The sequence below is a fragment of the Klebsiella sp. S69 genome, from assembly GCF_016516145.1.
GTDB classification, from domain to species: Bacteria; Pseudomonadota; Gammaproteobacteria; order Enterobacterales; family Enterobacteriaceae; genus Klebsiella; species Klebsiella oxytoca.
Map to the genome: position 1 here is coordinate 227,357 of NZ_JACVUU010000002.1, position 23,740 is coordinate 251,096.

Consider the following 23,740-nt stretch of genomic DNA (forward strand, 5'->3'; position numbering starts at 1 on the left):
GTACACGGCCATGGCGGGACAGATAACGTTTTTCCCTCTTTCATCCGTGTGCTGGACGTTCAGCGACGGGGCAGGCTGGCATATTGATGTGATCCCTGCGTCTTCTGCGGTTCTGTTGCTGCGACCCGTTGCGCTGTTGCCAGCAGGTGCACCTTTACTGCGCTGGCGCGATGGCCTGCTTTTACTGGATATCGGCAGGTTCTCTCTGCCGCTCAGTGCCCGGGACTGTGCCGTTTCGTGGCGCAGCCCGAAAATCCCGCGGCGGCTTTACTGCCCGCGTATGACATTACGGGAGCTGGGTCATCTGCTGAATGTCAGTGCGTTCGTTTTCATCTGCGGCGGTTACGATCCGGCCGCCTCACAAAGGAGATACCGGTAATGTACAGAACGGTTTTCATTCTGGCCCTGAGCTGTGTGATGCTCAGCGGCTGCTCAACCTCCAAAGAGGAAATGCTGCCGGCGGGCGATAACACCATGCTTGAACTGTGGAACGGTGCGGACGGGGGAGGCAGTACTTCCCGTCAGTCTGCGGCGGCCCGCGACACGCTGCGACGCCCGCTGACGGGCAGCGAAACGCAGGCGGACGCGCAGGCCGACCGCAGCTACAGCCGGACTCAGGAAAGCGAAATCACCCAGCAGTTTCCCCGGCTGCCTAACCCTGACATGGTGATGTACCTGTATCCCCATCTGGCCGACGGTAACACGCCGGTGCCTGGTTACAGCACCGTGTTCCCGTTCTACAGCCAGACGCAGTATGCCATGCCTGGCGAGCGTACGGAGGCCCTGTAATGCTTTCACTGTTTACACGTAACAAAGCCACCGACCGGCAGACGCCGGTTGACGACGACATTTCCGTTCATGGAGGCGTTGATGGCCGCCAGGCGCTGAAACGCCCGGGAAAAATGACGCGCCAGGACGAGGCGAAGGTCTATCACGCCAATCCGTCCATCATTGACTTTCTGCCCTGGGCGGAATTTCTCGATGAAGAGCAGTGTCTCCTGCTTGATGACGGCGTGTCGGTGGGGGCGGTCTATGATGTGACACCGGTAGCGACCGAAGGGCGAACTGAAGAGCGTCTGGAGCAGATCCGTGACTCGGTTGAGGATGCACTTCAGGACAGCTTTGATGAACATGACGTGAATCCCTGGGTCGTGCAGTTCTTCTGCCAGGACGAGGACGACACTGACGCGTACCTCGACAGGCTGCGCGGGTATGTCAAACCGCATGCCCAGCGCACGGCGTTTACTGACGCCTGGCTGGGTGAAATGGAGCGCCATATCCGCAGTATCTCCCGGCCTGAGGGCCTTTTTACTGACTCGCTGATTACCGGCCAGCCGTGGCGCGGGCAGCAGCGCCGCACCCGGATGGTGATTTATCGCTGGCTGGGAAAAAGCCGGGATCCGATGCCGCCGGTGGCGATGCTCAATCAGGTCTGCGACCGGGTCGTTAATGCACTGGGCGGGTCGGGGATCCGCTGTACCCGGCAGAACGGCCTGCAGGTGCATGGCTGGCTGCTGCGGCTGTTCAATCCCTCACCGGACTGGGTGGAAAAAACCACGCTCTATCGTCAGGCCGCTTACGCAGACCCGCGCGATACGCCTGAAGGCACCGTACCGGTCAGCAATGACTTTGCCGAAACCCTGTGGTTCACGCCGCCGGTCTCAGACCCGGAAAACGGCGTGTGGTGGCTTGACAACAAACCGCACTGCGCGGTGGCGGTGGAAAAACTGCGTACGCCGCCGGAGCCGGGCACCCTGACCGGGGAGAAAAGCCGGGGTGAAAAGAAAATTAATGCCCTGATGGATATGTTTCCGGAAGGGACCATGGTGTGCATGACCGTGGTGGTCCAGCCCCAGGACCGGCTTGAAGAGCAGTTTAACCGGCTGTCGAAAAATGCGGTCGGGGAAAATACCGAATCGGGTCGTGTCCGCCAGGATGTGAAGACGGTCAAAGAGTACCTGGGCAACCGGCACAAGCTGTACCGGGCGGGGATCACCTTCCTGCTGCGCGGCGATGACATGACCAGCCTGAAGCGCAAGCGGCTGGAGCTGTCCACCGTGCTGCTCGGGGCCGGTCTGCAGCCGGTACGTCCGGAATTTGAAGAAGGTCCGCTGAACAGCTGGCTGCGGGCGCTGCCGATGTGCTTTGACCCTGACAGTGACAAAAAACACTGGTATACCCGTCTGACCTGGGTTCAGCACCTGGCCGGTCTTCTGCCGGTGACCGGGCGGGAAACCGGCACGGGGCACCCCGGCTTCAGCTTTTTCAACCGCGGCGGGGATACCCTGACATTCGATCCGCTCAACAAGCTCGACCGCACCCAGAACGCGCATCTGCTGCTGTTCGGCCCGACAGGGGCGGGGAAGTCGGCCACGCTGTGTGCCGCGCTCTCCCAGCTGATGGCCGTCCACCGTCCGCGGCTGTTTATTGCAGAGGCCGGGAACTCGTTCGGCCTGCTGGCCGACTTCTTTGACAGCCTCGGGCTGACGGTGAACAAAATCAGCGTTAAACCCGGGAGCGGCGTCAGTCTGCCGCCGTTTGCTGATGCTCACAAACTGGTGGAAGAAGGCCTGGCCGCCCAGGCCGTGGATGAGAGCGACCTGCCGGATATCGATACGGACGACGAGGGCGAGGATGACAAGCGTGACATTCTCGGTGAAATGGAAATCTCCGCGCGCATGATGATCACCGGCGGCGACCCGAAAGAAGAGGCTGACCTTAAGCGCGCCGACAGGGCGATGATACGTGAGGCGCTGCTGATGGCGGCGCATGCCACGTATAAAGAAGGGCGGCAGATGCTGCCGTCTGACCTGCAGAAGGCGCTGTATGACATTGCCTCTGACAACGATGAGGGCGTCATCAATGTCCGCAATGCCCAGCGCAAGGCGAAAGCGGCGGAAATGGCGGAATCCCTGGGCATGTTTACCCAGGCCGGCAGCTTTGAAGCGGAGCTGTTTAACCGCGAAGGGGCGCTGTGGCCGGAAGCGGATGTGACGCTGGTTGACCTGGGGCATCTGGCGCGTGAAGGCTACGAGGCGCAGATGGCCCTGACCATGGTCTCGATGACCAACATGATTAACAACATCGCGGAGCGTGACCAGTTCCTGGGCCGGGATATTGTCTTCACGGTGGATGAGGCGCATATCGTCACGGTCAATCCGCTGCTGTCGCCCTACATGACCAAGGTGGTCAAGATGTGGCGTAAGCTCGGTGCCTGGCTGTGGCTGGCCACCCAGAACCTTAAAGATTACCCTGATATTGCCGAAAAAATGCTGAACATGGCGGAATGGTGGATTTGTCTGACCATGCCCCCGGAAGAGGTTAAAGACATCAGCCGTTTCCGCGCGCTGACGCCGGAGCAGGAATCAGTTCTTCTTTCCGCCAGTAAACTGTCGGGCTGTTATACGGAAGGCGTGGTGCTGGCGAAACGGATCGAAGCGCTGTTTCGTGCCGTGCCGCCCAGTCTCTTCCTGGCACTGGGCATGACGGAAAAAGAAGAGAAAGCTGAACGCCGGGCGCTGATGAATGAATTTCACTGCAGCGAACTGGAGGCGGCAAAACGCGTCGCGCAGAATCTGGACCGTCTGCGCGGTCTGACGGAGAAAGAACAGGAGCCTGCCACGGTATGATGACTCTGAAGTACCCTGAACCCGCCATTCATGAGCACAGTGGCGGTGCGCTATTCACCCTGTCGCCTCAGGGAGAGCCCGGCGTGCTCCCGGCGACACATCAGCACCTGGTGAGGCTGCGGGCGATGCTCAGGCAGCGCCTCACCGGGCCGGTTAAAATGACCTGTCACCCGCACAGGGTGGGACTCAGCAGCAGCGTGGCCATCTATCTTGAAGGAAAGCTGAAGCAGGCGGTGAACATCCTTATCACCGTGACGGGGCAGACAAGCTGGCCGCAGGAAGAGGAGTATGCGCATCCGCGCTGGTATATCACGGTGCCGGATTCGGCTGACCTGGTGTATCTGCTGCTGTGGATTAACGGGCTTGACGTGTAACGACAGACTTGCCTTCACCAGGGGCATGATTACAAAAAGAAAATAACAATATTGCATACCGGCTGCCAGGGCCGGTTTTTTTATGCCCTGTTAGTTTTTTAGTAAGGCCGTAATGAGCAAAAAGCTGCTTTTTGTAAAGGGGGGGGTACGAAGTCACAACTTACCCTTACAGAATATGCCCAGCAAACCCCCTTTGTCGCTCGGTAAAACACCTATCAGTGGCTTGATCATTTTCGAGTAATGACGTAGATTTATTCAACTAATGACGAATCCGTCAATAGTAAATGTAGACCTACGCATACTCGTAGCCTTTTCTCCCTAGCTGGAGAACGCCGGAGAGGTGAATTACACCCACGGTTTAGTTGACCGCAGCAACTGAAGAGCTCGCGGTTTTCGCTGTAGAGGCCAAAGCGCCCACAGCTAAGGTGGACACATGCACGACGTACTGAACGAAAAGCGTTCAATTCAGACAATTCGTGATCATACCAGCATCATTGCCACGCACGCCTTCAAGCAGCATTTGCTCCAGGTGCGCACTCTTGACAATGTAGGCATGGTTGCGCCTGAAGACTTTCACTTCATCGTCACTTTCAAGGATGATGTGGACAACGCTGATGCCACAGTTAAACCGCTAGCAGAAGCCGTTCTGCTCGGTGATCGCGTCCGTTTCATCGTTAAACCTGCAAAACAGTACCCAGAGCTGACTAAAGCAATGGCCGGCTTTGTTGAGGTTATTGAACATTCTATTCGTCGTTTCTTTGATACTAATGGTAGAATCATAAGCACCAGAAAAGTTAATGGTTCTGCTGAGAGATGGCACCTACACTGATAGCATCCTACGCTAAAGATTTAAGAGAGTGGCCTCATACTGGAGCCACTCTCTTTGTTCGTTCTGGCTTCCTCCTTGCCTCCACCTCTCTTTTCAAAGTTTCAGAGCATGAAATCCTTGCTCCTGAAGATGACATTGTTCGATATATTCTTATTGAGCGAGTGGGCGCACGCATCGGGGATGTAGAGCTGAGCAACCTCATTTTAGATCATGAAGATGACGGTTTGGATGAACAAAGCACCATTCAGGAGCTTTTTCGCGCCGGGATTATTGATCAGACCCAGAATGTCACCGCTGGTCGGGTAGGGCTTCGAAACTACAGCTTTGTAGAGGGCGGTCAGCGCATAGACTGCTTTCAAGTCGCAGGGGCATACATTCAGCCCAAAAGCCATCGCAAGGGCATCATGAGCAGGACTTACCTTTTCTTGCTTAACTGGTATGAGCATTTGGTTTGTGATGATATGCAGACCATAGCTGGCGCACAAATTTGGGCTGGCCCGATGGTTCGTGCTGGCGAGGTGCGGATCTACAACGAGAAGGGTGAATCGTTTGAAGATGTTCTTGGTGAGAAGGGGATTGGCAGACATACCGGTTTCTTACCATGGAATAAAGGACGTATGTTTGACACATCTCCTTGGGACCCGAATAAACTTCAGACTACAGTACAAAAATTCATTGTGCTAATCATATCCCGCGACTCCTGCCAGAGAATTGGTTTCATGCCCTGAATAAAAATTACTGTATGGCCCGCTTCGGCGGTTTTTTATTGTTCATAGAAACCTCCCATTTAGACTGATAATTCCGTAAAGCTTCCTGCTTTAAACCGAGTATAAAGCTCGGTTAATAAACTCTCTGATTAATTTTTGAGTCAGCATAGTGAGTTTATTACGGCTTTTGTGAACGACCACGGGCACGCTGTCAGGCGATTCAGTCTGACGGAGTCCCGATTCATGAAACTGACCTCCCTTGTTTTCCTGCCGGCTCTGCTGCCGGCATCCGTACTGGCCGGCACGGTCGTCTTCACCGACAGTCAGCATCTGCCGGCAAACCTGCCGCCGGACGTGCCGGTGGTCCTTCTTGATGGTCCTGACCGGCTGCAGTCCGAGATGTTCGGGGAACTGCCTGCAGACCCGCAGCAGGCCGAAGCACAGGTCAGGCAGGTTATGACATATCCTGCCTGGCAACAAAAACAGCTGCAATTAAACGATTCTTATCGGCAGGTGGTCCGGGCCTGGGAACTGGGCATTAAAAAAGTGCCGGCCGTGGTGTTTGATGACCGCGATGTGGTGTACGGCACCACGGATGTGGCCGTGGCCACTTCCCTGCGTAACCGGGGAGGTGGTCAGTGAACACAAAACCTTCCCGCGTTCGGAGCACGCTGTGCTCGCTGGCGGTTGCCACGGTACTGGGTACGGCAACCGCGCCGGCTGCTGTTGCCGCACTTAACACCGCGCAGATTATTGCCAGCGCCGTGTCGCAAAACTGTATCAGCTGGCGTGTGAGCGGCATCTGTTACTGGCTGTTCTGCACACCCTTTGGCTGCAAGGTGCGCACGTCTGTCAAAGTCACCCACTTCATCCCCCAGACAGTCGTTTCGACCTATGTCGCTCCGGGCGGCAACCCGTGGCAGGAAATGTCATTTGTCAGCCAGACCGCCGGCGGGCTGGAGAGTGCCGTGACCAGCGGGCTTTCCGGTGTTTCTGCCGGCGGAGCCAATCCGGCCGACATGAAAAATCCCGGCCAGCGCAAGTCCGCCGTGCGTTTCAAGTATGCCGATGCGATTGGCCACCCGGCCACCTCCCTCATTGGCGGCAGTATTCCGGGCTATTCCTGTGATACCGCAGCCACCCCGTTAATGCCTTACTTCCTGAGTACGCTGGATTCGGCGGCCTGGCGCACGGGCGTGCCGGAGTCCCTGTATCCGGAAGCGCTTGTGCCCGGCCAGCGGGAAATCGGCAGTCAGGCAGCAGCCAATATGTGGGGCAACATCTATCCCCGCTCCGGGTTTATCAGCCAGACCGATGATGACAAAGCCTCTGCCGTGGTGGCGCAGCGTGTGGCAGACATTATCACCCGCGTCGGGCAGCCCCATGTTTATCAGGTGCTCAAAGGCAACCGCCATGACGGGTACTGGCCACCGGGCGAGGTCACGGAAAACACCGGCACACGCAATCACAAATGGCAGCGGCTTGCCCCCCATATGACACAGTCATGTGCCGTCTTCCCGGACGGGAGCTATACCGCCGCGAGCGATAACAATGAAGCCTTTGCGCTCTGGCAGCCCTACAGCTGCTGCAAAAAGCGCGGGCAGAAATTTCTGGGCAGCACTGATATCTGATGAGGAAAATCGTGAAAAAATCACCTTCATTTTCAGCCGTTCGCGTAAGCCTGCTGCTGACCGGCTCCCTGCTGACTGTCCTCCCGGCCGCGCACGCGGCCGATGATGACAATACCATCCTGGGCATGTCCCTGCCGCAGGTGAACAACAGCGCTATCGGTTACGGCAAGTCCGTCGATGGTGCGGTGTCTGACAAACTGTTCTACACCCTCGGGGGCGGCTCGGTCATTTCCCAGCCGGCCACGCGCGGCAATATGCAGAAGCTGGGGCTGAATACCGGCTGGAGCAGTGACCTGATGTGCGGCAACTTTGACCTGAAAACCACCGTCGGCAACCAGCTCAACGGCGTCACATCCGGCTTTAAAAACCTCATGGGCGACGTGATTCAGGGGGCCACCGGCGCGGTGGCCAGTCTGCCGGCGATGGTCATTCAGCGGGCCAACCCGGGTTTGTATGACATGCTCACCAACGGCGTTCTTCAGGCCAATGTGTCATTCGACAAGGCACAGCTCAACTGCCAGAACATGGCGAAAAAAATGATGGACTTCAGCGACAGCAGTAACTGGACGCAGCAGGCCATGATGGATGAATACAAATCCATCGTAAACAGCGGTGATGCTGACGCAGTTCGTGTTGATGACGCAGGTCGTAAGGCCAGCGGCGCTTCAGGCAGTAACTGGGTTGGCGGCCAAAAACGTGGGGGAGCGGGGCAGCCCGCAATACGTGTCACCCATGACCTTGTCGCTGCCGGCTACAACATGATGAACGGTCTGCCCGTCACGTCTGATTCGACCGTGGGCGAAAGCAGCTGCAACGGTGGCGCATGCTCTAAATTCGGCAGCGCGGAAGAGGCGGCGGCCATGACAGTGAAGGTGCTGGGCGATCGCTCGATGCGCACCTGTGCCAACGCGAGTGAATGTACCAGCGGTGATGCGGATGACCAGCCCGGCACGACCGTTGCCGGGACCGGCTTTGCCCCACTGCTGGAAGAGGCAACCAAAGCCAACGCTGAGCAGCTGGTCAGGCTCGTCAACGGTACGGAAAAGCCCACGGCCGCGAATCTGGCGAAGCTGAAAACCGGCGGACTGCCGGTGACGGCCGGCGTGATTAAAGCCCTGCAGCGTGATCCGGATAACGCTGCCCTGACCGCCCGCCTTGCAGGCGAACTGGCCATGTCTGACACGGTGGAAACTGCGCTGCTCATGCGCCGCATGATGGTTACCGGTATGTCGGAGCCGAATGCTGCTGCCCAGCCAAAGGCCATTGATACAGCCGGTCAGCGTATCGAGGCGCTGGATCGGGAAATCGCGGCGCTGAAAAACGAGATGGAGATGAAGCGTGAACTGTCACGTAATTCGGTGCTGACCATTATCGACAGGGAGAACCAGCGCGTCGAAACCAACCCGCAGACCCAGTCTGATGACAATACCGACAGCCGCTTCAACCAGATGGCTGCGCCGCAGTCGGCTGAATGAGGGAATAAGGATGCGTAATAAAACAACTGTCAGGAAAGTCCTTACCCGTGCCGGCATCTTCCTCGCCTGCATGGCACTGTTCATGGTGGTCTCGCTAATGGTGGCTGACACCGCCATGAAACACCCGGGGGAGGCTGCTGCATTCCGGAGCTGGATGCAGTCGACGCGCTACGGCTGGCTGATATGGCGGCTGGCGCTGTATGCGCTGGTTGCCTGGGGGCTCTGGAAAATCCGGCATGCGCCGGGTTTTCGGGAGGAATACCGGCGGCCGCTGCAGCGCATCAGCGTGGCCAGTGTGCTTTTTATCGCGTTGTGTGAGTACGCGATGCTTACCGGTCCGGGAGCCTGACGATGACGACAAACAGCTATCTTGAGTATTTTCTCACGCTGCTCGGCTGGGTGATCAATAACGGCCTGTGGAATGTCCTGCTTGGCACCGGCCTTTTTGTCCTGCCACTGGCGTTTAAGGTGGTGGGTATCTGGCTCAGGGTCCGTGAAGAGGGGGAGGATGAAGGCAACAAGGGGATGCTGTCGCTGCCCCGTATCGAGAACGCGCTGTATGCCGGTTTCCTGGTGATGATTGCCTGCTGCGTACCGCTGATTAATGTCAGCCTCAGTACGATGCAGTACGACACAACCCGGGCAAAGAGCTGTGGCGTCTGGACGCCAAAAGCGCCGGATGAAAGCGGCTATGCCGGTGTGGTCACCAGTCTCAACGACCAGACGGCCGCAGCACCGGTGTGGTGGGTGCTGATTCATAAACTCTCAAAAGGGGTCACCCAGGCGGCCGTGGCCACCATTCCCTGCCGCCCTGACATGCGGCAAATCCGCTTTGAAGTGCAGCATACGCGTATTGACAACAAAGCGCTTGCGCAGGAGCTGCAGGACTTCACCAACGACTGCTATTCGGTTGCGCTGTATCTGTGGAAGCAGCAGGATCAGGGCCAGACAAAGGACAAAACCACGCTGCGTGATATCGAATGGATTGGCAGCAGTACATTCCTGGGCCGGTATTATCCTTCACTGCAGTCCAAACTGCCCCGGGCAGCATTCCCGTGGAGCGACAGCCGGGACAGCGGCCGGCCCAATACCGGAAGAGGAGGCTACCCCACCTGCAGCGAGTGGTGGAACAGTGCTGATACCGGACTGAAAGCACGGGTGAAGGACCAGGCCGACCCCGATATGTGGCTGCGTATCTCGGCCGCAATGAAAATGTCAGGCTTTAACGACAGTGACTATCAGGAAGCCGTCATCCGTCGTCTGGTCAGCCCGGAAAGCCTGACGGTTTCACAGAATGGTCACGTATATGCCGGCTATGGCGGCAACGCCGATTTTACCCTGGATAATGCCGCGGCGCGCGTGGCCTCCATTGGCGGTACGGCCCTCGGCAGTCTGGCCGCGTTCCCGGCGTTCGATGCGATGCGGCAGGCGCTGCCAATGGTGCAGGCCATCCTGCTGATGGCAATATATGTCATGCTGCCGCTGATTCTGGCATTTGCGGCTTACGAATTCAAAACCGTTATTACGCTGACCTTTGTGATATTTGCCCTGAACTTCCTGACGTTCTGGTGGGAACTGGCGCGCTGGCTCGACAGCTGGCTGTTAACCGCATTGTACAGTTCGGATACACACAGTCGGTTCAATATGGCGGGACTGCAGAACAGTACCGATGACCTCATTATGAATCTGGTGATGGGAGCGATGTTTATCGTACTGCCTGCTGTTTGGCTAGGCGCTTTATCATGGGCAGGAGTCAATATCGCTCAATCGCTAAGCAATGCTTTTGTAAGCGGTACGGCTGAAAGCAAAAACTCAGGAGGGAAGTTAGGCGAAGCGGGCGCAAATTTGGTTGTTAATAAAGTAGGAAAATAAAAGATAAGACGGCGACTGATGCTTTAGTCGTCGTCTTCAAGTTTTATACCAGAAGCATACCATCCAGAACCTGCATCTCCATGAGTCCTGTATTCCATAGTTGGCTTTTGACCGGATATGGGATTGTTTTCATCCATATCCTTAGTTGTTGATGAACTAGATAAGTGAGCTGAGCCAACAAAAACTAGCCCTCCCAAAAGTAGTGCCGATCCTGCGATAAGTATTCCGCATAATATAAACGCTAAAATAACCAGGGAAAATAATAAAACCGCCGGGATATTTCCAACCCAGCCGGGCATATTATGGTTAGCGGCCCATGAGACAAGCTTATGATTCAAATGGAAGAAGTTTCTTTTTAGGGACTTCCAATAAAACGCAATACGTTCGCCTCGGCAGCTGGCTCGTTCCTCTTGGTTCAGATGCATTTTAGGCTCCTGTCCTGAGTTAGAGAATTATTGTGCGACTATAGCGGATTTTTTGAGCAATTACTAATTACTGCTTCAGTACCCAGAGCTACCTAATAAATTCTCTAAAAATCATCAGGTTAATTTTTTCCGATGCGTTACGACTTGTCATCACTAAAAATGCATCATTATACTGTTTTTATATACAGTAAAATTTGAGGGGCGAACCATGCCGATTCCTTTAGAGCAGACGATGTGTTGGGATAAAACTTCGCAGAAAAATTCAGCCATCACACCGGTTTTGATGATGGCGGCGATCGCCAGACTTACAGGTCGCAATCCGTCACTGGCATGCGTTCCGTTGTTTGGCGATGGGGTTTCATGTGGCTTCCCTTCTCCCGCTCAGGATTATGTCGAAAAGCGTCTTTCCCTGGATGACCTTTGTATCCGCTATCCAGAAAGTACCTACCTGGTGAGAGCAGAAGGTGACTCAATGCGTAACGCCGGTATCAGAGACGGTGATTTACTTGTAGTTGAATGTATTCGTGAGGCTAAACACGGTGACATTGTCATCGCAGCTGTAGATGGAGAATTTACCTGTAAGAGGCTACAACTACTGCCATCGCCGGCCCTGGTGCCGGCTAATCCCGCGTATTCAGCTATACCACTGAATGACGATATTGAAACAGTAGTCTTCGGTGTGGTACGCCATCTTGTGCATTCATTCAAGTTTAGAGATGCTTGACAGTGTTCGCCCTTGTCGACGTTAACTCATTTTATGCTTCCTGCGAGACCGTTTTCAGACCCGATCTCCGTGGCAAACCTGTGGTGGTGCTATCTAATAACGATCTGAATGGTGAGAAGTGTTAGTTAGTTTCGAGCGTTCAATTCTTCAGGTTTGAAGAAATAAATGGTCCGTTATGAGCGAAAAGCGGATATTCAAAACTTTGTTACTTAGCGCTACCTAAGTCACGGTCACTTTCCAGACCTTTAAGCATCATTGTGGCTTCTTCGATACGAATAAATCGTCCTGAATCATCAGTTTCAGCGAACATATAAACCTCCATTTCTACCTTTTCACCATTGCGCTTAATGCAAAATACACGATGCCTGGTAGCATAGAGATTGCCTTCGCGAAGTTCGTCGTGAACCACAATTCTGCCGGAAGCTATGATTTCCCGAAGTTTACGTGCATGGCGGGCAAAGCTATCTAAGCCCTCCCATTTGTTATCAGTGCGCTGCCGATAATCGGGACTAAAATGGCGATTGAGAATCCCCTCAAGTGCTATCTCCTGTTGGTTGATAATCTCATCCAGTACGTTAGCAATCGAAATCATATTCATGGTCATTCCTCATTAAAAGTTATGAGTATTCTACAATTGACCCAATGACCTCAGTACGGTATATAAGACAAGAAATACCTCAAATACGCCAATATGAACGATCCATTGATTCCATTCGCTCGGGCTCTTTCTTCAGATGGACCCACTTTGATTGTCGCGGCTCGTCAGTCTGCGGCAATAAGGGAAACACCACGGCATCATCACATACGCGGACAGTTACTCGGCGCTGAGCATGGGCTGCTTACGATCGATGCCGAAAATTGTCGCTGGGTTGTACCGGCAACGCATGCCGTATGGATACCTCCAAATGTTCCGCATGGTCTTTGCTCGCACGGCCCATATTCAGGATGGAATGTTTATATATCTGCCACGGCCTGTGACGAATTGCCAGATAAGCCTGCTGTCCTCTCAATTACAAATCTGCTACGTGAGGCGATAATACGAGCAGCCTCATGGGAAAATGCAGAGCTTAATGCACCTCAAAAACGTTTATCTGGCGTTATCCTCGATGAAATAGGAACTCTTCCTAAGGTTAATCTTGGGCTGCCAATGCCGCAGGATTTTCGGCTCCTCAGAGTTGCACAGGCGCTGTCAGTTAACCCAAACGACGGTCGGAGAATGGAGGAGTGGGCAGACTGGGCGGGAGTGTCATCACGCACACTCACACGTCGATTCAGCGCTGAAACCGGTTTTAGCTTTAATGAATGGCGCCAGCGCATACGGTTACTCAAGGCTCTTGAACTTTTGGCTACGGGTAAGCAAGTGACGACGATTGCGTTAGAACTTGGATATGACAATGTGAGTGCATTTATTGCCTTATTTCGAAGGGTATTTGGTACCACACCCGCGCGGTTTAAAGTTTAATATGCATGGCAATATTTAACGTCCACTTCTGGCAAACAACGGACGGTGACTGATCATTTCCTTTTGAAGATGCTTCTCATCGGATTCGCTCTAAAAGTTGCTAACTGATGTAGCCCTCCGAGCCTTAACACACAGAAAAAGTTAGTAATTCAATACTCATAAAAATCATGACGTTACATGTTACTAACTGTTAGCGCCATTCAGATACAACGATGGCTGCATAATAGCCCGTTCAGCAGCTGCGAAGTCACTTGGATTAAAAATGGGTGACCCTTGGTTCAAGGTTGGCCGCGAGGCGGAAAAAAGAGGAGTTGTTGCCTTCTCAAGTAATTATAGCCTGTATGCTGACATGTCTGACAGAGTGATGACTATTTTGCAGATGTTAACCCCCCGCGTAGAGATATACAGTATTGATGAAGCTTTTTGCGATCTTGCGGGAGTAAGCAATCTTTTATCACTTGATGCTTTTGGCCATCAGATACGTGAGCAGATCAGGCGCAGGACTCACCTGACTGTAGGGGTAGGTATAGGCCCAACCAAAACGCTGGCGAAACTGGCGCAATATGCAAGTAAACGCTGGCCAGCTACGCGAGGAGTAGTGGACCTCAGCAATATAGGGCGACAGCGAAAGTTGATGGCTTTAGTGCCAGTGGAAGAGGTCTGGGGAATTGGCCGAAGGCTCGGTAAAAAATTGCAGTTGATGGGTATCAACAATGCACTACAGCTGTCCGAGTTGTCTCCCGCATTTATTCGTAAGCAGTTTTCCGTGGTGGTTGAACGAACGGTAAGAGAACTTAACGGCACGCCCTGTCTGGGCCTTGAAGAGTTCACCGCACCCAAGGAACAAATCATATGCTCCCGCTCTTTTGGAGAAAAACCTACAGATGAAGTAAGCATTCATCAGGCCGTCTGCGCTCATGCCGAGCGTGCAGAGGAAAAGCTACGCGCTGAGCACCAGTTCTGCAAACGGGTAGCGGTGTTCATCAGTACCAGTCCTTTTGCTGAAAATGAAACATTCTATAAAAAACAGGCTGTGACGGAGCTTGCTGTTCCGGCCCGTGATTCCCGGGATATTATAAAAGCGGCAGTAAGAGCTCTTGATACAATATTCATACAGGGACATCGTTATCAACGTGCAGGTGTGATACTCACCGATTTTCGCAGCGCAGCAGTGTCTCAACTTACCCTGTTCGATGACTTTCAGCCTTATCGAAACAGCGAAGAATTAATGACACTCATAGACAGCATTAACAGTTCTGGTAAAGGTTCAGTCTGGTTTGCAGGGCAGGGCATAAAGAGTGACACCACAGGCTGGAAGATGCGAAGAGAAAGGCTTTCGCCCGCTTTTACAACAAGGCTGGCAGATATTATTAGGGTCAAATAATCTCCTCCTTGCAAATTTAAGCGTGGCAGAATCATTGACATTACAGACTCTATCCGGCAGGGTTTACAATCTGTTACATGGTGAATAAAACCAAACATACTGTTGCAGTGCTGGGTATTAAAAAAAATCTTGGAGGAAATGGATAGTGAGGAGTTTGACCGCCATATTGATACTTCCTGCTTTTATTACAGCTTGTAGCATGCAGGAAATAGCAGATACAAATCAGAAAATCAGTGATGGTGCTTCAGGTATAATGAGCTCTCTGAGAGGGCACTCTGACACATCAGGCAATGGCATGAAATCAATGCCAGTGTCTCAGTCATTAAAAAAAGAATCCAAATCTAAAAGTTATACTGTGGCTGTTGATGTTGATACCGCTGCCGCCAGAATCAAGAGGCATTATAAGTTCATGTCAAGTCAGGAGTTGGATAGTCTACGTAACAGCTCAAACGACGGGGACTGGAAAGCAGCTGCTGAAGATGATGCACATCCCGTTTGGGAGGCTATGCCTGGTAGCTATTACAAAATGGGATCTGACTGGAATAATAACGATCACTTAGATGTGGAAATAGAAAAAAATGGGAGTGGGAGTAAACTCTATATAACATATTCTTCGGCATCTCCTGAAAGACTATCGGGTACAGGTGTTAAGAAATTGATGAAGGAAATTCATTCCGTGGCTATTGGCGAATAATGTTTGTCGGTAAAAGGTAGTTATCATCATATGTTAACGATAACTACCTTTTCAAGTGAGTTTATTTTAACTCAATATAGAGGCCAAGCGCGATACAAAAAGCATGCAACAGAATTGGTAAAAGAAGTCCTCCGCTTTGATATCTGGCTCCGCAGAATACTACAGAGAGTGCAAACATTTGAACTTGCGTGGGCAAAGAATATTGTGTGTGTATAATTGCAAATAAAAAAGAAACAGTCAGCCCACCAATAATATAGCCCGTCTTTTCACCAAGAGCGTTAAGAAAAGAACTCAGGATAATGCCTCTGAAAACTAGTTCCTCCAGAAGTGGGAAAATAATAATAGTGGCTGCAATTTTTACAGCTGCCATTTCGTGTGACAAACCTTTAGTAAAATCTGTAACGAAGGGTTCTTTCGGCGTAAGGTAGTATGAAGCAGCGTAAGTAATAATTATGAGTGCAAGAAAAACAAATGACTGCTTACTAGGTTTCCCCCAGCTTAATCCTTGATAAAGCGAGGTGTTATTTAATAAGTGAGCTATGGATAAAAATATTAAAAGCATGATTAGAGGCTTAATTATCTGCAAGTGTAGTATTGAGAAGTTAAGTCTGCTCATTAAGAATATATTTAGATCAATAGAGGTTAATAGTAAATAAAAAAAGAGAAAGTTAGATAATCCGAAAGTCAGGATCAGAAGGCGCTGCTTTAAAATATCCATATCAACCACTTTTAACGGAGAAAACTACATGTTAATCACCAAAAAAAACGGTGTCTACATCCATTTGACGTCGTATTTCCCTGTTGGTACTATCAAATTGTTGTACTGTCGCACTGTCGACCACCAATGCTCTTGTAGCCTGTGATGAGCGCCTTCGGGTGGCTACAGTCGCACTTAAGCTGCGACCACCAATGTTCCGGCAGTCTGTGAGGAGCGCCTTCGGGTGACTGCACAACAAAACTCTCTAAGCCTGAAAGGGAGTACATCAAAAATGTGGCAAATCTGCTCACCTTTGAAAGCAGATATCGTCTATGAAAGCGCACTATGACGCGGCGATGAAGGTTTACTGTGTAGCAATGCTGCCAGTTTCAATTCACTTCCGTTCTGTGAACGGCATCAGTTCAACGTCTTCTCAATTTGCATTGATACGCCCTGAGTTTCGTATGACTTTTGCACCGACGTATAAGGCCATTTGCTACATTTGGCCGCTTACGGAGTTGCATTAGGAGCACGAAACTGCGCGGCGTCACTTGTGAAGTGGCGAAGACACTACCAAGTGACGCGCGCAGCGCATAACGACCAAACCCACGTACAGTGCGGTTTTCAGCATGCTGGCGAAATCTGACGTGCACGTATTACGTGTTTTTAGATGCTCGACTGGCTATTTATCAACCATGACGCGACGTTAACGAACAACCCGTTAAGGGCGTTTTATCAGAAGGAGAATGATCGACTCGGTATCGATGGCGACATCAGGAAACTGGTGTACGGAGGCAGACTGACTGACGTCAGCACGGCGCAAGCCGCAAACAGGTCAGAGACCTGGGGAGCCTCGCAAGAACTCAACATTTCGCCGCCCCGATGCACAGATACCAGTCGAGACGCAGGAAGCGCAAAAGCAACCGTGTCGTCGGGGAAGAGATGTACAGATTCAGAGTCACACTGCTGTGGGGTTGTATGCCTACAGCAGTGGATTCTGAAAGGAGATATGCAGTGTCTGGAAAATTAGGTAAACAGCTCGTCACGCTCGCACGTCAGGGCGGAGGAAGTTTTAAAACGGTTTCTGATCGTTCAAAGATTGCCAGTCGCTTTTCGGAGCGACTGGCAACCCTTAATATTCAGATTCGGGACGTAAGCCATATTAAAACCAAACATGTCGAAAATTATATTCGTAGTCGTCAGGATGAAAATATTTCTTCACGCACCCTGCAAAATGAAATGGCCGCTATACGTTCAATCCTGTCACAAGGCGGCCGTCACGTTCTGGCTAATCCCGCGCATGATAAATTGAGTAATCAGGCGCTGAATATTTCCGGAGCCAGTCGGGAAGGCACTAAAGTTGCCATTTCGGACGAGCGTCTGAGAGAAATTGTTTTAACGGTATCAGAAAAAGACAGGGGGGTTGCGCTAGGGGTTCAGCTCGCCAGATATATCGGGTTACGTGCAGAGGAAACCGTTCAGTCGGCAAAGTCACTAAATACCTGGCGAAAAAGTTTAGAAGACGGAAATAATAATGTGCGCGTTGTGTTTGGTACTAAAGGTGGGCGTCCACGTGATGCAACCATTTTTGAGAAGCAGAAGGTTGTTAACCTGTTAAATGAAGCTATCCGGCACATTGAAAGAAATAACGGAAAGCTAATCGATAAACCAACACTTCATCAGGCACTTGGCCGCTACCATAGAATATTATTTGAAAGTGGAATGACTGGAATTCATGCCCCGCACAGTCTCAGGTATGCTTATTCACAGGATGCCGTAAATCATCATTTAGAAAATGGCATGAGTCGCAAAGAGGCTGAGGCTTTAGTTTCAATGGATCTTGGACACGGTGATGGACGTGGTGCTTACGTTGCCCGGGTTTACAACCGGATAGATGAGTCAGATGAATAAAGGGCTCTTGTAATTTGCCTTAAGCAAACGCTATTATTAAAACGCTTCTTACGTTGTCCTCGGACAACCACCAATGGTCTGTAGCTTGAGATGACCGCCTTCGGGTAGCTGCAAACAACACTCCTGTAGCCTGAAAGGGAGAACACATCAGTGTGGTAAATCTGCTCGCCTTTGGAAGCAGATATCGTCAATCACGGCTCCTACTGCCTGGCGATGAAGGTACATTCAACCATCCGGCTCCGGCCTTCGTCCTTCGGGGAAACATTCCCGACAGGGCAAATGTTTCTCTTTTTTTCTGGAGAAACTATGTCCATAACCCGCTCGTTTCTGAATGAGTTGCGTACGCCATTCGATCTGGTCCTTTCCGTTGCAACCCGCGTTGCATCCGAATGTCCAGACCTTAAGGCTGCACTCAGGGGAACATCGTGGCTTGCTTCACCTTCCGGTCATTATGAGTTTCGTTCCCGCGTCTGGTTTGACGATCAACGTTATCACGCCATTGTTATGGCAAGAACGTTGATTGCAGGCCAGCCAGGCGATGAGTTCATTTTCAGCCGGCACGGTGAGCATTTTACACATAAAGCTGCAGCGAAAGCCGCTCAGCATGCCGCGTCTGATGCTGCGACTTTCAGGGTGTTCACCGCTCAGAAGTAACAGCACGGTCGTCTTAACCATACATTCGCTATGCGAATGCCCATCGGGAAACATCTTCCCGACAGGGCAGGTGTTTCCCGCTCGACAGGAGAAACACCATGCATACCCTTTTATTACCAACCTCCCTTTCCATAAAAGGCATCTTTTCAGCAGTCTCTGCTGCAGCGTCATCCCTGCGGGATCGCGTCGCGGCCGGCAAAAAAAAAGAAGAGTGGATAATGAACCGGGCTGGCTCACTCAGCTTTAAGGTTCAGGTTCATCAGTTATCGTCAGGAAAATGGACGGCCGGCATACTTACACGTTCCGGCACGTTTTACGGTAATCACCGGTTTGGATCTTTGAAAAAGCCGGATGAGGTATTCCGCTCTTACCGTCAGGCTCGCCGTTTCGCACTGAAGCTGGCGAATCAGATGGCAAACCTGCGTTATGCATATCAGTAAGGGAAAATGGAATATGACTATTTCAACAAACCTGACAGATATGCTGCAGTTAGCTAACTACGAGGGCGACATGCTGACGGCACTAGCCTATCAGCGATTTGGTCTGGACGACCTTGACGAGCAGGTGCACCTCTGTGGTGAGCTGCCAGTCACTATGTCCGTTCAGATTAACGTTATTTACAACCTTGAATTCGGTATGGTTCAGGACCGTTTTCTCAGTCCTGGCTGTGCTGATTTGGTTGAATCCATCCGTGCCATGAGCATCAGGCTCGACCGCGCTTTACATGAACGGATTTCCTTAAATGGACGTTCTGAAGGCCTGGGCGATCTGGCAATTGGCCGATTAGAATCTTTCTAATCTGACTTAACCCTGTGGGGATTTATTCCCCATCAGGGGGATAAATCCCCTTTTTTTGAGGATTTATCATGACACCAATCTCCGTACCGCCCCAACACGTTACCTATACCGTGAAGCAGAGCGGATGGATATCACCGAGCCAGTGGCACAGTTTTACCCTGGCAGTCACTGAAGCATTCTGGCTGTTACCGGTACATCTCCGTCCTTGCTCGCCAGGTGACGGTACTCGTCTGGAACGCGCGTCCATGATGTTTACTCACCCCGAGGCTTTTGAATTCGTTGGAAAAGACGAAGGGAATTACATTGCCAGAAGCGTGATGTTTACCCTGGATATGAGCCCTGATTTGCGTATTGAAACGGAAGGTCAGCCCATCGACTTCTTCACGCGGATTGCGCTGATGATGCTATATCACCATTGCTCAGGCTGCTTTGAGATAACGTCATCAGCCGGCGGCGTCAGCTGGGCGCTTCCGGTTCGCTGGGCAATACGGCACCAACTGATTGCGGACAGTGATACTCCTCAGCCTTTCAGCACGGAAGGTTTCATTACCGGCGCAGCTGATGAACTGCTAATCAGAAGCGTTTCCGGGGGGGAACGTCCGTTTACGACGGCTGACTGGGGGCTGATTTCAGAACTTGAGTTCGCGCTCGAAGAACTGAAAGCCGGCAAACGCTGATCCGGCAATCGATCTAACTTAACCCAACGGGGATTTACCTCCCTGTGGGCGGTAGATCCCCTTTTTAATGGAGATTTACCATGGCACATACACCAACCGAGCCTCTGGTCCTTCCGGGTGTTTACCAGTTTGAGCAGGGAGCGTCCATAAATGATGAACAGTGGTTCAGATTTACCGACGCAGTTAAAGAAGCCTTCTGGCTTCTTCCCGCTCAGCTCCGGCCTTATAAGCAGCTGGGTTTTGACATGAACCGCGCTTCAGAGCTTTTTGACGAAGAGGGTTCGGTCACGTTCAACCATAAGGACGGCGAAGGCTACTGCCTCAATCCGTTCTATCTCAGGCAGACGCTTTCGGATAATTTTCGGCCATACCGTAAAGTGGAAAGCCAGCGATGCAAACAGGATTTATTCGTGCGCATCGTGCTGGTTCTTCTGCATAACCTATGCCCCGAAAGCTATTACATAACCAGTTCCTGTCCGCAAAGCTGGCGTTTCGCGCAGCGATGGTTGGCATGGAATATGGATATGTTTACCAAAGCACCTGAAAACATACCGGCATCGTTTGTTATACCCGGTGCAATTGAACACCTGCTGCTGGTAAAAACCTCCGGTCCCGGCAAGCAGGTCACCACTGAAGAGTGGGAAGCCATATCAGGCATTGAGTTCTGGCTTGCTCAGCAGCACAACAGCTGACCTGTTTACCCATCCTTCCGGGATTTGCTCTCCGGAAGGAGACAGATCCCGCTATTACAGCAGGTGATCCTATGTTTACTTTCAACAGTGACGCGCTCGCGCAGCTGTTTCATGAAACTTACCATCAGGCTATGTCAGTCAGGCTTGTTATTTGTTCGCAGGAAGGTTTGTTCCTGGAGTTCAGGAACGGATTACCCGGTCAGCTTTTCTACCGCAAAGAGCGCATTTATGCCCTTGAATACAGCGGTGGGAGTACCGATCCGGGCGTGCAGGTAGAACTGAATTTTGGTCAGATCTCTGAGACGTTCGATCTGACTGTAGATGACCCGGCCTTTTTCAGTCCCATAACGCCGGCAGACAGGGTGGTTGTTCTGTCTGTCCGTTCACCCTATCAGCTGAAGCGCAAAACCATCAGCTGGCTCAGTCAGCGTAAACTCGCGCTGTTCTGTGAACGGATCGACCTGATGAGGACTTCGGATTTTTGTGACTGCAGCTGCGATGAAGAGCGGGCCCGGTGGTTCGGTTCGGCAGCTTCAATGCTTGAAGAAGCAATGTTTACTGACAGTAAGCGGCATGACCGCCACGCGTTCTATCATTCAAGGCGGCAACTCCGGTTGCGGCTGAACAGCATAACCGCCGACGGAAAGATTATTTCACCGGTGCGTTAACCACTTTCCCTGACGGGCGTATTTCTCGCCCGTAAGGGGAGGGATGCGCCCTTTTTTCATTTAAGGAACATCCCATGACCAAACCAACCAAAACCCGTCGCACGAAGAAAACTGAGAGCGTCGATCTGTACCAGAAGGTCACTGACCGTATCGTTGAGGCACTGGAGAACGGCGTCGCGCCATGGAAAAAACCGTGGCGCACTGCTTGCCGCTACGCTGCAGCGGGTCCGTTACCGGTTAATGCCTTAACCGGTAAGCCTTACAGCGGCGTGAACGTGCTGCTGTTATGGCTGGCCGCAGAGGAAAAAGGATACAGCACCGATCGCTGGGTAACGTATCGTCAGGCGCAGGAGCTGGGCGGTCAGGTTCGCAAAGGTGAAACGTCATCAGAGGCCATTATCTTCAGACCTTTTGAAAAGCAGGCTGAGGATGCCAGCGGAAACAAGCTGTTTGATTCCGACGGTAAGCCGCTGATGGAATCGCGGGCCATGATAAAGCCTAACTTCCTGTTTAACGTCGGGCAGTGTGACGGTTTACCGGACAGTGTTGCGGCTGTACCGCATGAATCTCCCGTAGCTGAATACCCCGGCACGATCGACTGGCCGACGGAAAAACGGATATGTGAGATTGTGCATATGGCGGGCGTTAAGGTTGAGTTCAGATTACAGAACCGGGCCTGTTACGCCAGACACACTGATTCCATACTGATGCCGAAGGCTGAACAGTTTTTTACCCACGCCGACTACTTCAGCACGCTGCTGCATGAAGTTGTACACGCCACCGGCCATGAGTCACGACTGAACCGCGAAGGCATAACCAAACCGTCGAAAACGTTCGGTGATCCGGTGTATGCGTTTGAGGAGCTGATAGCGGAGATGGGCAGCGCGTTTCTCTGCGCCCGGCTCGGTGTGTTTGGCGATGTTCAGCACGACAGCTACATAAAATCGTGGCTTGAGGTACTGAAGTCGGACAAAAAAGCACTCTTTCGTGCCTGCCGGCACGCGAGAGAAGCGTCAGAGTTTTTACTGCAGTTAGATCAACGTGCGGCTGAAGCTGCATAACACACCAACCCGGCATCGTTAAGTAAACACGTTGCCGTCCCGTGAGGGCATTGTTCCTCACGGGACAGTGCCCTCTTTTTTTTGAAAGAAGAGGAATTAACCATGTCAGACTGGTGCCATAACCGTTTAGAAATCACCGGAAAATCCGCGCTCATCAGCATCATGGAGGAGTGGATCAGCGGTGAAGCCGTACCGCTTTACCGTCACGCCGTCATGCGCAGCATAAAGCTGTTTCTGGCGGGGTGTGGCGGCCTGCTACGCCCGGTTAAAACGGAGTCATTTCCTCCGTTTCCCGGGTTAATGCAGAGCGGAACGGGACAGGGCACGCCAGCCAACCTGGCGTTTGAGCAGTGGCTCGGTTTACTGCGCAGTGACGTACCGCTTGACGGGGAGCATCTGCGTAAAATTGAGCGGCTTTACCATCAGTCGGGTATCGACGCGATCCGCTGGGACAGTATTCCGGACGTTTCACGCAGACACATCGCGCGACTCATTGAGGAACGCTATGCAGACTGGTTTGGTATTGCCACGCTTTCACGGGAAATCGATCCGGGTCAGTGCTGGGAGCGACTGAGTCAGCTGCCTGACAGGGCGCAACCCTGCGATATGCTGCAGATAATCCCGAGCCGGCTGGCTGCCGAACTGAACGGAAGTGGCGGACTCCTGTCCGGGGCGTCTACGTCCTGCAGCTTCTATTGCCGGCAGTACGGTATGGAGTGGCCGGCAGGTCACAATGTCAGCTGGGAACGTGATGGCGTCAGCAGCATAAAACTTGCGTTTGATTCCGCCTGGTTCCCGCCTGCAGCAGAGGTCATCGCGGCACTGTCATCGACCTTTGACTGTGAAATTCGGCACTGGTACAGCGAGCCTGTTCACGATCTTGACGGTTATGACTGTTACGATCGGGGCGAGCACGTCTGCAGTGCTGAGGCGATTATTGACGAGCTGGACGACGGCAGGCCCGGGCTTCATCTGGTGCCGGTCACTGAACCTTATGAACCAGAAGGTGCAACATCCGTTCACCAGGCGGCACAGGGATGAGCGGCAACAGTGAGTACCTTCGCTGCCGCGTTATTTCGACGGCTCACCTCAGCGCAGAAGACAATGCGCTGCTGGATGAAATCACGACCCGTGAAGTTGGTAACGGTGAGTGGGTCCACTATATCGGCGGGGGCTATCTTCTGCGGCTAACCGCGTGTACCGCGCCGGTTCTGCGGCTGAAAGAAGCCGGGTTATCGAAAGAAGCCCGCCGCGTGATCGCTTCACTGATGCGTTCGGATGCCGTGGAAATCCTGATTTTTGAATCAGGGGCTCCGGAGGCGGAAGGATTCACCACGTACAGCTGGTAACCAGAAAAGGCAGGCCGTAGGGCTTGC

27 protein-coding genes and 2 pseudogenes are annotated in these 23,740 nt (G+C 52.4%); 26 read left to right on the forward strand and 3 right to left on the reverse strand.

What is annotated here, in order from left to right; translation table 11 throughout:
* Positions 1 to 10 precede the first annotated feature (10 nt).
* From IAE27_RS03380 to IAE27_RS03430, 11 genes are all read left to right on the forward strand, one after another.
* A complete protein-coding gene (locus IAE27_RS03380; protein ID WP_200091866.1) occupies positions 11 to 379 on the forward strand; it encodes a hypothetical protein in 369 nt (122 codons plus the stop codon).
* Entirely contained in the window at positions 379 to 789 is a 411-nt protein-coding gene (locus IAE27_RS03385) for a TIGR03751 family conjugal transfer lipoprotein (protein ID WP_006785978.1), read from the forward strand. Before IAE27_RS03380 ends, IAE27_RS03385 begins: the two co-directional genes overlap by 1 nt.
* On the forward strand, positions 789 to 3,629 hold the full coding sequence (locus IAE27_RS03390) for a conjugative transfer ATPase (RefSeq protein WP_200091869.1): 2,841 nt from the start codon (positions 789 to 791) through the stop codon (positions 3,627 to 3,629). The genes IAE27_RS03385 and IAE27_RS03390 overlap by 1 nt, the downstream gene beginning before the upstream one ends.
* Entirely contained in the window at positions 3,626 to 4,003 is a 378-nt protein-coding gene (locus tag IAE27_RS03395; RefSeq protein ID WP_117108914.1) for an acetyltransferase, read from the forward strand. The genes IAE27_RS03390 and IAE27_RS03395 overlap by 4 nt, the downstream gene beginning before the upstream one ends.
* Positions 4,004 to 4,436: 433 nt before the next feature.
* Positions 4,437 to 4,832 (forward strand): hypothetical protein, encoded by a 396-nt coding sequence (locus IAE27_RS03400; RefSeq protein WP_200091871.1) that lies wholly within the window; start codon positions 4,437 to 4,439, stop codon positions 4,830 to 4,832.
* The gene (locus IAE27_RS03405) at positions 4,817 to 5,560 is read left to right on the forward strand and encodes a hypothetical protein (RefSeq protein WP_200091873.1); all 744 of its coding nucleotides are present in this window, start codon (positions 4,817 to 4,819) and stop codon (positions 5,558 to 5,560) included. The genes IAE27_RS03400 and IAE27_RS03405 overlap by 16 nt, the downstream gene beginning before the upstream one ends.
* A 222-nt stretch (positions 5,561 to 5,782) precedes the next feature.
* The gene (locus IAE27_RS03410; protein ID WP_200091875.1) at positions 5,783 to 6,181 is read left to right on the forward strand and encodes a TIGR03757 family integrating conjugative element protein; all 399 of its coding nucleotides are present in this window, start codon (positions 5,783 to 5,785) and stop codon (positions 6,179 to 6,181) included.
* On the forward strand, positions 6,178 to 7,170 hold the full coding sequence (locus IAE27_RS03415) for a TIGR03756 family integrating conjugative element protein (protein ID WP_200091877.1): 993 nt from the start codon (positions 6,178 to 6,180) through the stop codon (positions 7,168 to 7,170). The genes IAE27_RS03410 and IAE27_RS03415 overlap by 4 nt, the downstream gene beginning before the upstream one ends.
* Complete coding sequence (locus tag IAE27_RS03420) at positions 7,170 to 8,645, forward strand: integrating conjugative element protein (protein ID WP_200091879.1); 1,476 nt, start codon at positions 7,170 to 7,172, stop codon at positions 8,643 to 8,645. The genes IAE27_RS03415 and IAE27_RS03420 overlap by 1 nt, the downstream gene beginning before the upstream one ends.
* A gap of 10 nt (positions 8,646 to 8,655) precedes the next feature.
* The gene (locus tag IAE27_RS03425) at positions 8,656 to 8,994 is read left to right on the forward strand and encodes a hypothetical protein (RefSeq protein ID WP_200091881.1); all 339 of its coding nucleotides are present in this window, start codon (positions 8,656 to 8,658) and stop codon (positions 8,992 to 8,994) included.
* A 2-nt stretch (positions 8,995 to 8,996) separates the two neighbouring features.
* Positions 8,997 to 10,517 carry a conjugal transfer protein TraG N-terminal domain-containing protein gene (locus IAE27_RS03430; protein WP_200091883.1) on the forward strand — a complete coding sequence of 507 codons (1,521 nt, stop codon included), beginning with the start codon at positions 8,997 to 8,999 and terminating at the stop codon, positions 10,515 to 10,517.
* A 23-nt stretch (positions 10,518 to 10,540) separates the two neighbouring features.
* Here the strand turns inward: IAE27_RS03430 and IAE27_RS03435 are convergent, their stop codons facing one another.
* Positions 10,541 to 10,942: a hypothetical protein gene (locus tag IAE27_RS03435; RefSeq protein WP_200091886.1), complete on the reverse strand. Its 402-nt coding sequence runs from the start codon at positions 10,940 to 10,942 to the stop codon at positions 10,541 to 10,543.
* Between the two features lie 208 nt (positions 10,943 to 11,150).
* Here IAE27_RS03435 and umuD point away from each other — a divergent pair, with 208 nt between their 5' ends.
* Together umuD and IAE27_RS03445 are read left to right on the forward strand one after the other, a co-directional pair.
* Positions 11,151 to 11,666, forward strand: coding sequence for a translesion error-prone DNA polymerase V autoproteolytic subunit (gene umuD / locus IAE27_RS03440; RefSeq protein WP_200091888.1), 516 nt, complete (start codon positions 11,151 to 11,153; stop codon positions 11,664 to 11,666).
* A 2-nt stretch (positions 11,667 to 11,668) separates the two neighbouring features.
* A pseudogene (locus IAE27_RS03445) lies at positions 11,669 to 11,770 on the forward strand (hypothetical protein); the annotation flags it as partial.
* A 101-nt stretch (positions 11,771 to 11,871) separates the two neighbouring features.
* Here IAE27_RS03445 and IAE27_RS03450 read toward each other — a convergent pair.
* Positions 11,872 to 12,258: a nuclear transport factor 2 family protein gene (locus IAE27_RS03450; protein WP_200091968.1), complete on the reverse strand. Its 387-nt coding sequence runs from the start codon at positions 12,256 to 12,258 to the stop codon at positions 11,872 to 11,874.
* Between the two features lie 99 nt (positions 12,259 to 12,357).
* Between IAE27_RS03450 and IAE27_RS29965 the strand changes: the two genes are divergently transcribed.
* The 3 genes and pseudogenes from IAE27_RS29965 (at position 12,358) to IAE27_RS03465 (ending at position 15,206) form a co-directional block, all read left to right on the forward strand.
* Entirely contained in the window at positions 12,358 to 13,128 is a 771-nt protein-coding gene (locus tag IAE27_RS29965; RefSeq protein ID WP_227685222.1) for an AraC family transcriptional regulator, read from the forward strand.
* Positions 13,129 to 13,336: 208 nt separating this feature from the next.
* Positions 13,337 to 14,512, forward strand: a pseudogene (umuC, locus tag IAE27_RS03460) (translesion error-prone DNA polymerase V subunit UmuC); the annotation flags it as partial.
* A 145-nt stretch (positions 14,513 to 14,657) separates the two neighbouring features.
* Positions 14,658 to 15,206, forward strand: a complete 549-nt coding sequence (locus tag IAE27_RS03465) for a hypothetical protein (RefSeq protein WP_413785471.1) — start codon at positions 14,658 to 14,660, stop codon at positions 15,204 to 15,206.
* Positions 15,207 to 15,267: 61 nt separating this feature from the next.
* On the opposite strand, the gene IAE27_RS03470 is transcribed toward IAE27_RS03465, so the two are convergent.
* Positions 15,268 to 15,924, reverse strand: a complete 657-nt coding sequence (locus IAE27_RS03470) for a CPBP family intramembrane glutamic endopeptidase (protein WP_200091890.1) — start codon at positions 15,922 to 15,924, stop codon at positions 15,268 to 15,270.
* A 957-nt stretch (positions 15,925 to 16,881) separates the two neighbouring features.
* Here IAE27_RS03470 and IAE27_RS03475 point away from each other — a divergent pair.
* From IAE27_RS03475 to IAE27_RS03520, 10 genes are all read left to right on the forward strand, one after another.
* Positions 16,882 to 17,814: an integrase domain-containing protein gene (locus IAE27_RS03475; protein WP_200091892.1), complete on the forward strand. Its 933-nt coding sequence runs from the start codon at positions 16,882 to 16,884 to the stop codon at positions 17,812 to 17,814.
* Between the two features lie 306 nt (positions 17,815 to 18,120).
* Positions 18,121 to 18,468: a hypothetical protein gene (locus IAE27_RS03480; RefSeq protein WP_103061283.1), complete on the forward strand. Its 348-nt coding sequence runs from the start codon at positions 18,121 to 18,123 to the stop codon at positions 18,466 to 18,468.
* A gap of 98 nt (positions 18,469 to 18,566) precedes the next feature.
* On the forward strand, positions 18,567 to 18,908 hold the full coding sequence (locus IAE27_RS03485; protein ID WP_103061282.1) for a hypothetical protein: 342 nt from the start codon (positions 18,567 to 18,569) through the stop codon (positions 18,906 to 18,908).
* Positions 18,909 to 18,921: 13 nt separating this feature from the next.
* Positions 18,922 to 19,266 (forward strand): hypothetical protein, encoded by a 345-nt coding sequence (locus IAE27_RS03490; RefSeq protein WP_103061281.1) that lies wholly within the window; start codon positions 18,922 to 18,924, stop codon positions 19,264 to 19,266.
* Positions 19,267 to 19,334: 68 nt separating this feature from the next.
* A complete protein-coding gene (locus tag IAE27_RS03495) occupies positions 19,335 to 19,943 on the forward strand; it encodes a hypothetical protein (RefSeq protein ID WP_103061280.1) in 609 nt (202 codons plus the stop codon).
* Between the two features lie 80 nt (positions 19,944 to 20,023).
* On the forward strand, positions 20,024 to 20,635 hold the full coding sequence (locus IAE27_RS03500; RefSeq protein WP_103061279.1) for a hypothetical protein: 612 nt from the start codon (positions 20,024 to 20,026) through the stop codon (positions 20,633 to 20,635).
* A gap of 71 nt (positions 20,636 to 20,706) precedes the next feature.
* On the forward strand, positions 20,707 to 21,303 hold the full coding sequence (locus IAE27_RS03505) for a hypothetical protein (protein WP_103061278.1): 597 nt from the start codon (positions 20,707 to 20,709) through the stop codon (positions 21,301 to 21,303).
* A gap of 74 nt (positions 21,304 to 21,377) precedes the next feature.
* Complete coding sequence (locus IAE27_RS03510) at positions 21,378 to 22,364, forward strand: ArdC family protein (RefSeq protein ID WP_103061277.1); 987 nt, start codon at positions 21,378 to 21,380, stop codon at positions 22,362 to 22,364.
* Positions 22,365 to 22,466: 102 nt separating this feature from the next.
* A complete protein-coding gene (locus tag IAE27_RS03515) occupies positions 22,467 to 23,405 on the forward strand; it encodes a DUF1281 domain-containing protein (protein ID WP_103061276.1) in 939 nt (312 codons plus the stop codon).
* Positions 23,402 to 23,713 carry a DUF5983 family protein gene (locus IAE27_RS03520; RefSeq protein ID WP_103061275.1) on the forward strand — a complete coding sequence of 104 codons (312 nt, stop codon included), beginning with the start codon at positions 23,402 to 23,404 and terminating at the stop codon, positions 23,711 to 23,713. Before IAE27_RS03515 ends, IAE27_RS03520 begins: the two co-directional genes overlap by 4 nt.
* Positions 23,714 to 23,740 lie beyond the last annotated feature (27 nt).

Bases quoted from the DNA above. Each gene is read 5' to 3' on its own strand.
- IAE27_RS03380 (WP_200091866.1), top strand. From the start codon at position 11: ATGGCGGGACAGATAACGTTTTTCCCTCTTTCATCCGTGTGCTGGACG.
- IAE27_RS03385 (WP_006785978.1), top strand. From the start codon at position 379: ATGTACAGAACGGTTTTCATTCTGGCCCTGAGCTGTGTGATGCTCAGC.
- IAE27_RS03390 (WP_200091869.1), top strand. From the start codon at position 789: ATGCTTTCACTGTTTACACGTAACAAAGCCACCGACCGGCAGACGCCG.
- IAE27_RS03395 (WP_117108914.1), top strand. From the start codon at position 3,626: ATGATGACTCTGAAGTACCCTGAACCCGCCATTCATGAGCACAGTGGC.
- IAE27_RS03400 (WP_200091871.1), top strand. From the start codon at position 4,437: ATGCACGACGTACTGAACGAAAAGCGTTCAATTCAGACAATTCGTGAT.
- IAE27_RS03405 (WP_200091873.1), top strand. From the start codon at position 4,817: ATGGCACCTACACTGATAGCATCCTACGCTAAAGATTTAAGAGAGTGG.
- IAE27_RS03410 (WP_200091875.1), top strand. From the start codon at position 5,783: ATGAAACTGACCTCCCTTGTTTTCCTGCCGGCTCTGCTGCCGGCATCC.
- IAE27_RS03420 (WP_200091879.1), top strand. From the start codon at position 7,170: ATGAGGAAAATCGTGAAAAAATCACCTTCATTTTCAGCCGTTCGCGTA.
- IAE27_RS03425 (WP_200091881.1), top strand. From the start codon at position 8,656: ATGCGTAATAAAACAACTGTCAGGAAAGTCCTTACCCGTGCCGGCATC.
- IAE27_RS03430 (WP_200091883.1), top strand. From the start codon at position 8,997: ATGACGACAAACAGCTATCTTGAGTATTTTCTCACGCTGCTCGGCTGG.
- IAE27_RS03435 (WP_200091886.1), bottom strand. From the start codon at position 10,942: ATGCATCTGAACCAAGAGGAACGAGCCAGCTGCCGAGGCGAACGTATT.
- umuD (WP_200091888.1), top strand. From the start codon at position 11,151: ATGCCGATTCCTTTAGAGCAGACGATGTGTTGGGATAAAACTTCGCAG.
- IAE27_RS03450 (WP_200091968.1), bottom strand. From the start codon at position 12,258: ATGATTTCGATTGCTAACGTACTGGATGAGATTATCAACCAACAGGAG.
- IAE27_RS29965 (WP_227685222.1), top strand. From the start codon at position 12,358: ATGAACGATCCATTGATTCCATTCGCTCGGGCTCTTTCTTCAGATGGA.
- IAE27_RS03470 (WP_200091890.1), bottom strand. From the start codon at position 15,924: ATGGATATTTTAAAGCAGCGCCTTCTGATCCTGACTTTCGGATTATCT.
- IAE27_RS03475 (WP_200091892.1), top strand. From the start codon at position 16,882: ATGCCTACAGCAGTGGATTCTGAAAGGAGATATGCAGTGTCTGGAAAA.
- IAE27_RS03480 (WP_103061283.1), top strand. From the start codon at position 18,121: ATGTCCATAACCCGCTCGTTTCTGAATGAGTTGCGTACGCCATTCGAT.
- IAE27_RS03485 (WP_103061282.1), top strand. From the start codon at position 18,567: ATGCATACCCTTTTATTACCAACCTCCCTTTCCATAAAAGGCATCTTT.
- IAE27_RS03490 (WP_103061281.1), top strand. From the start codon at position 18,922: ATGACTATTTCAACAAACCTGACAGATATGCTGCAGTTAGCTAACTAC.
- IAE27_RS03495 (WP_103061280.1), top strand. From the start codon at position 19,335: ATGACACCAATCTCCGTACCGCCCCAACACGTTACCTATACCGTGAAG.
- IAE27_RS03500 (WP_103061279.1), top strand. From the start codon at position 20,024: ATGGCACATACACCAACCGAGCCTCTGGTCCTTCCGGGTGTTTACCAG.
- IAE27_RS03505 (WP_103061278.1), top strand. From the start codon at position 20,707: ATGTTTACTTTCAACAGTGACGCGCTCGCGCAGCTGTTTCATGAAACT.
- IAE27_RS03510 (WP_103061277.1), top strand. From the start codon at position 21,378: ATGACCAAACCAACCAAAACCCGTCGCACGAAGAAAACTGAGAGCGTC.
- IAE27_RS03515 (WP_103061276.1), top strand. From the start codon at position 22,467: ATGTCAGACTGGTGCCATAACCGTTTAGAAATCACCGGAAAATCCGCG.
- IAE27_RS03520 (WP_103061275.1), top strand. From the start codon at position 23,402: ATGAGCGGCAACAGTGAGTACCTTCGCTGCCGCGTTATTTCGACGGCT.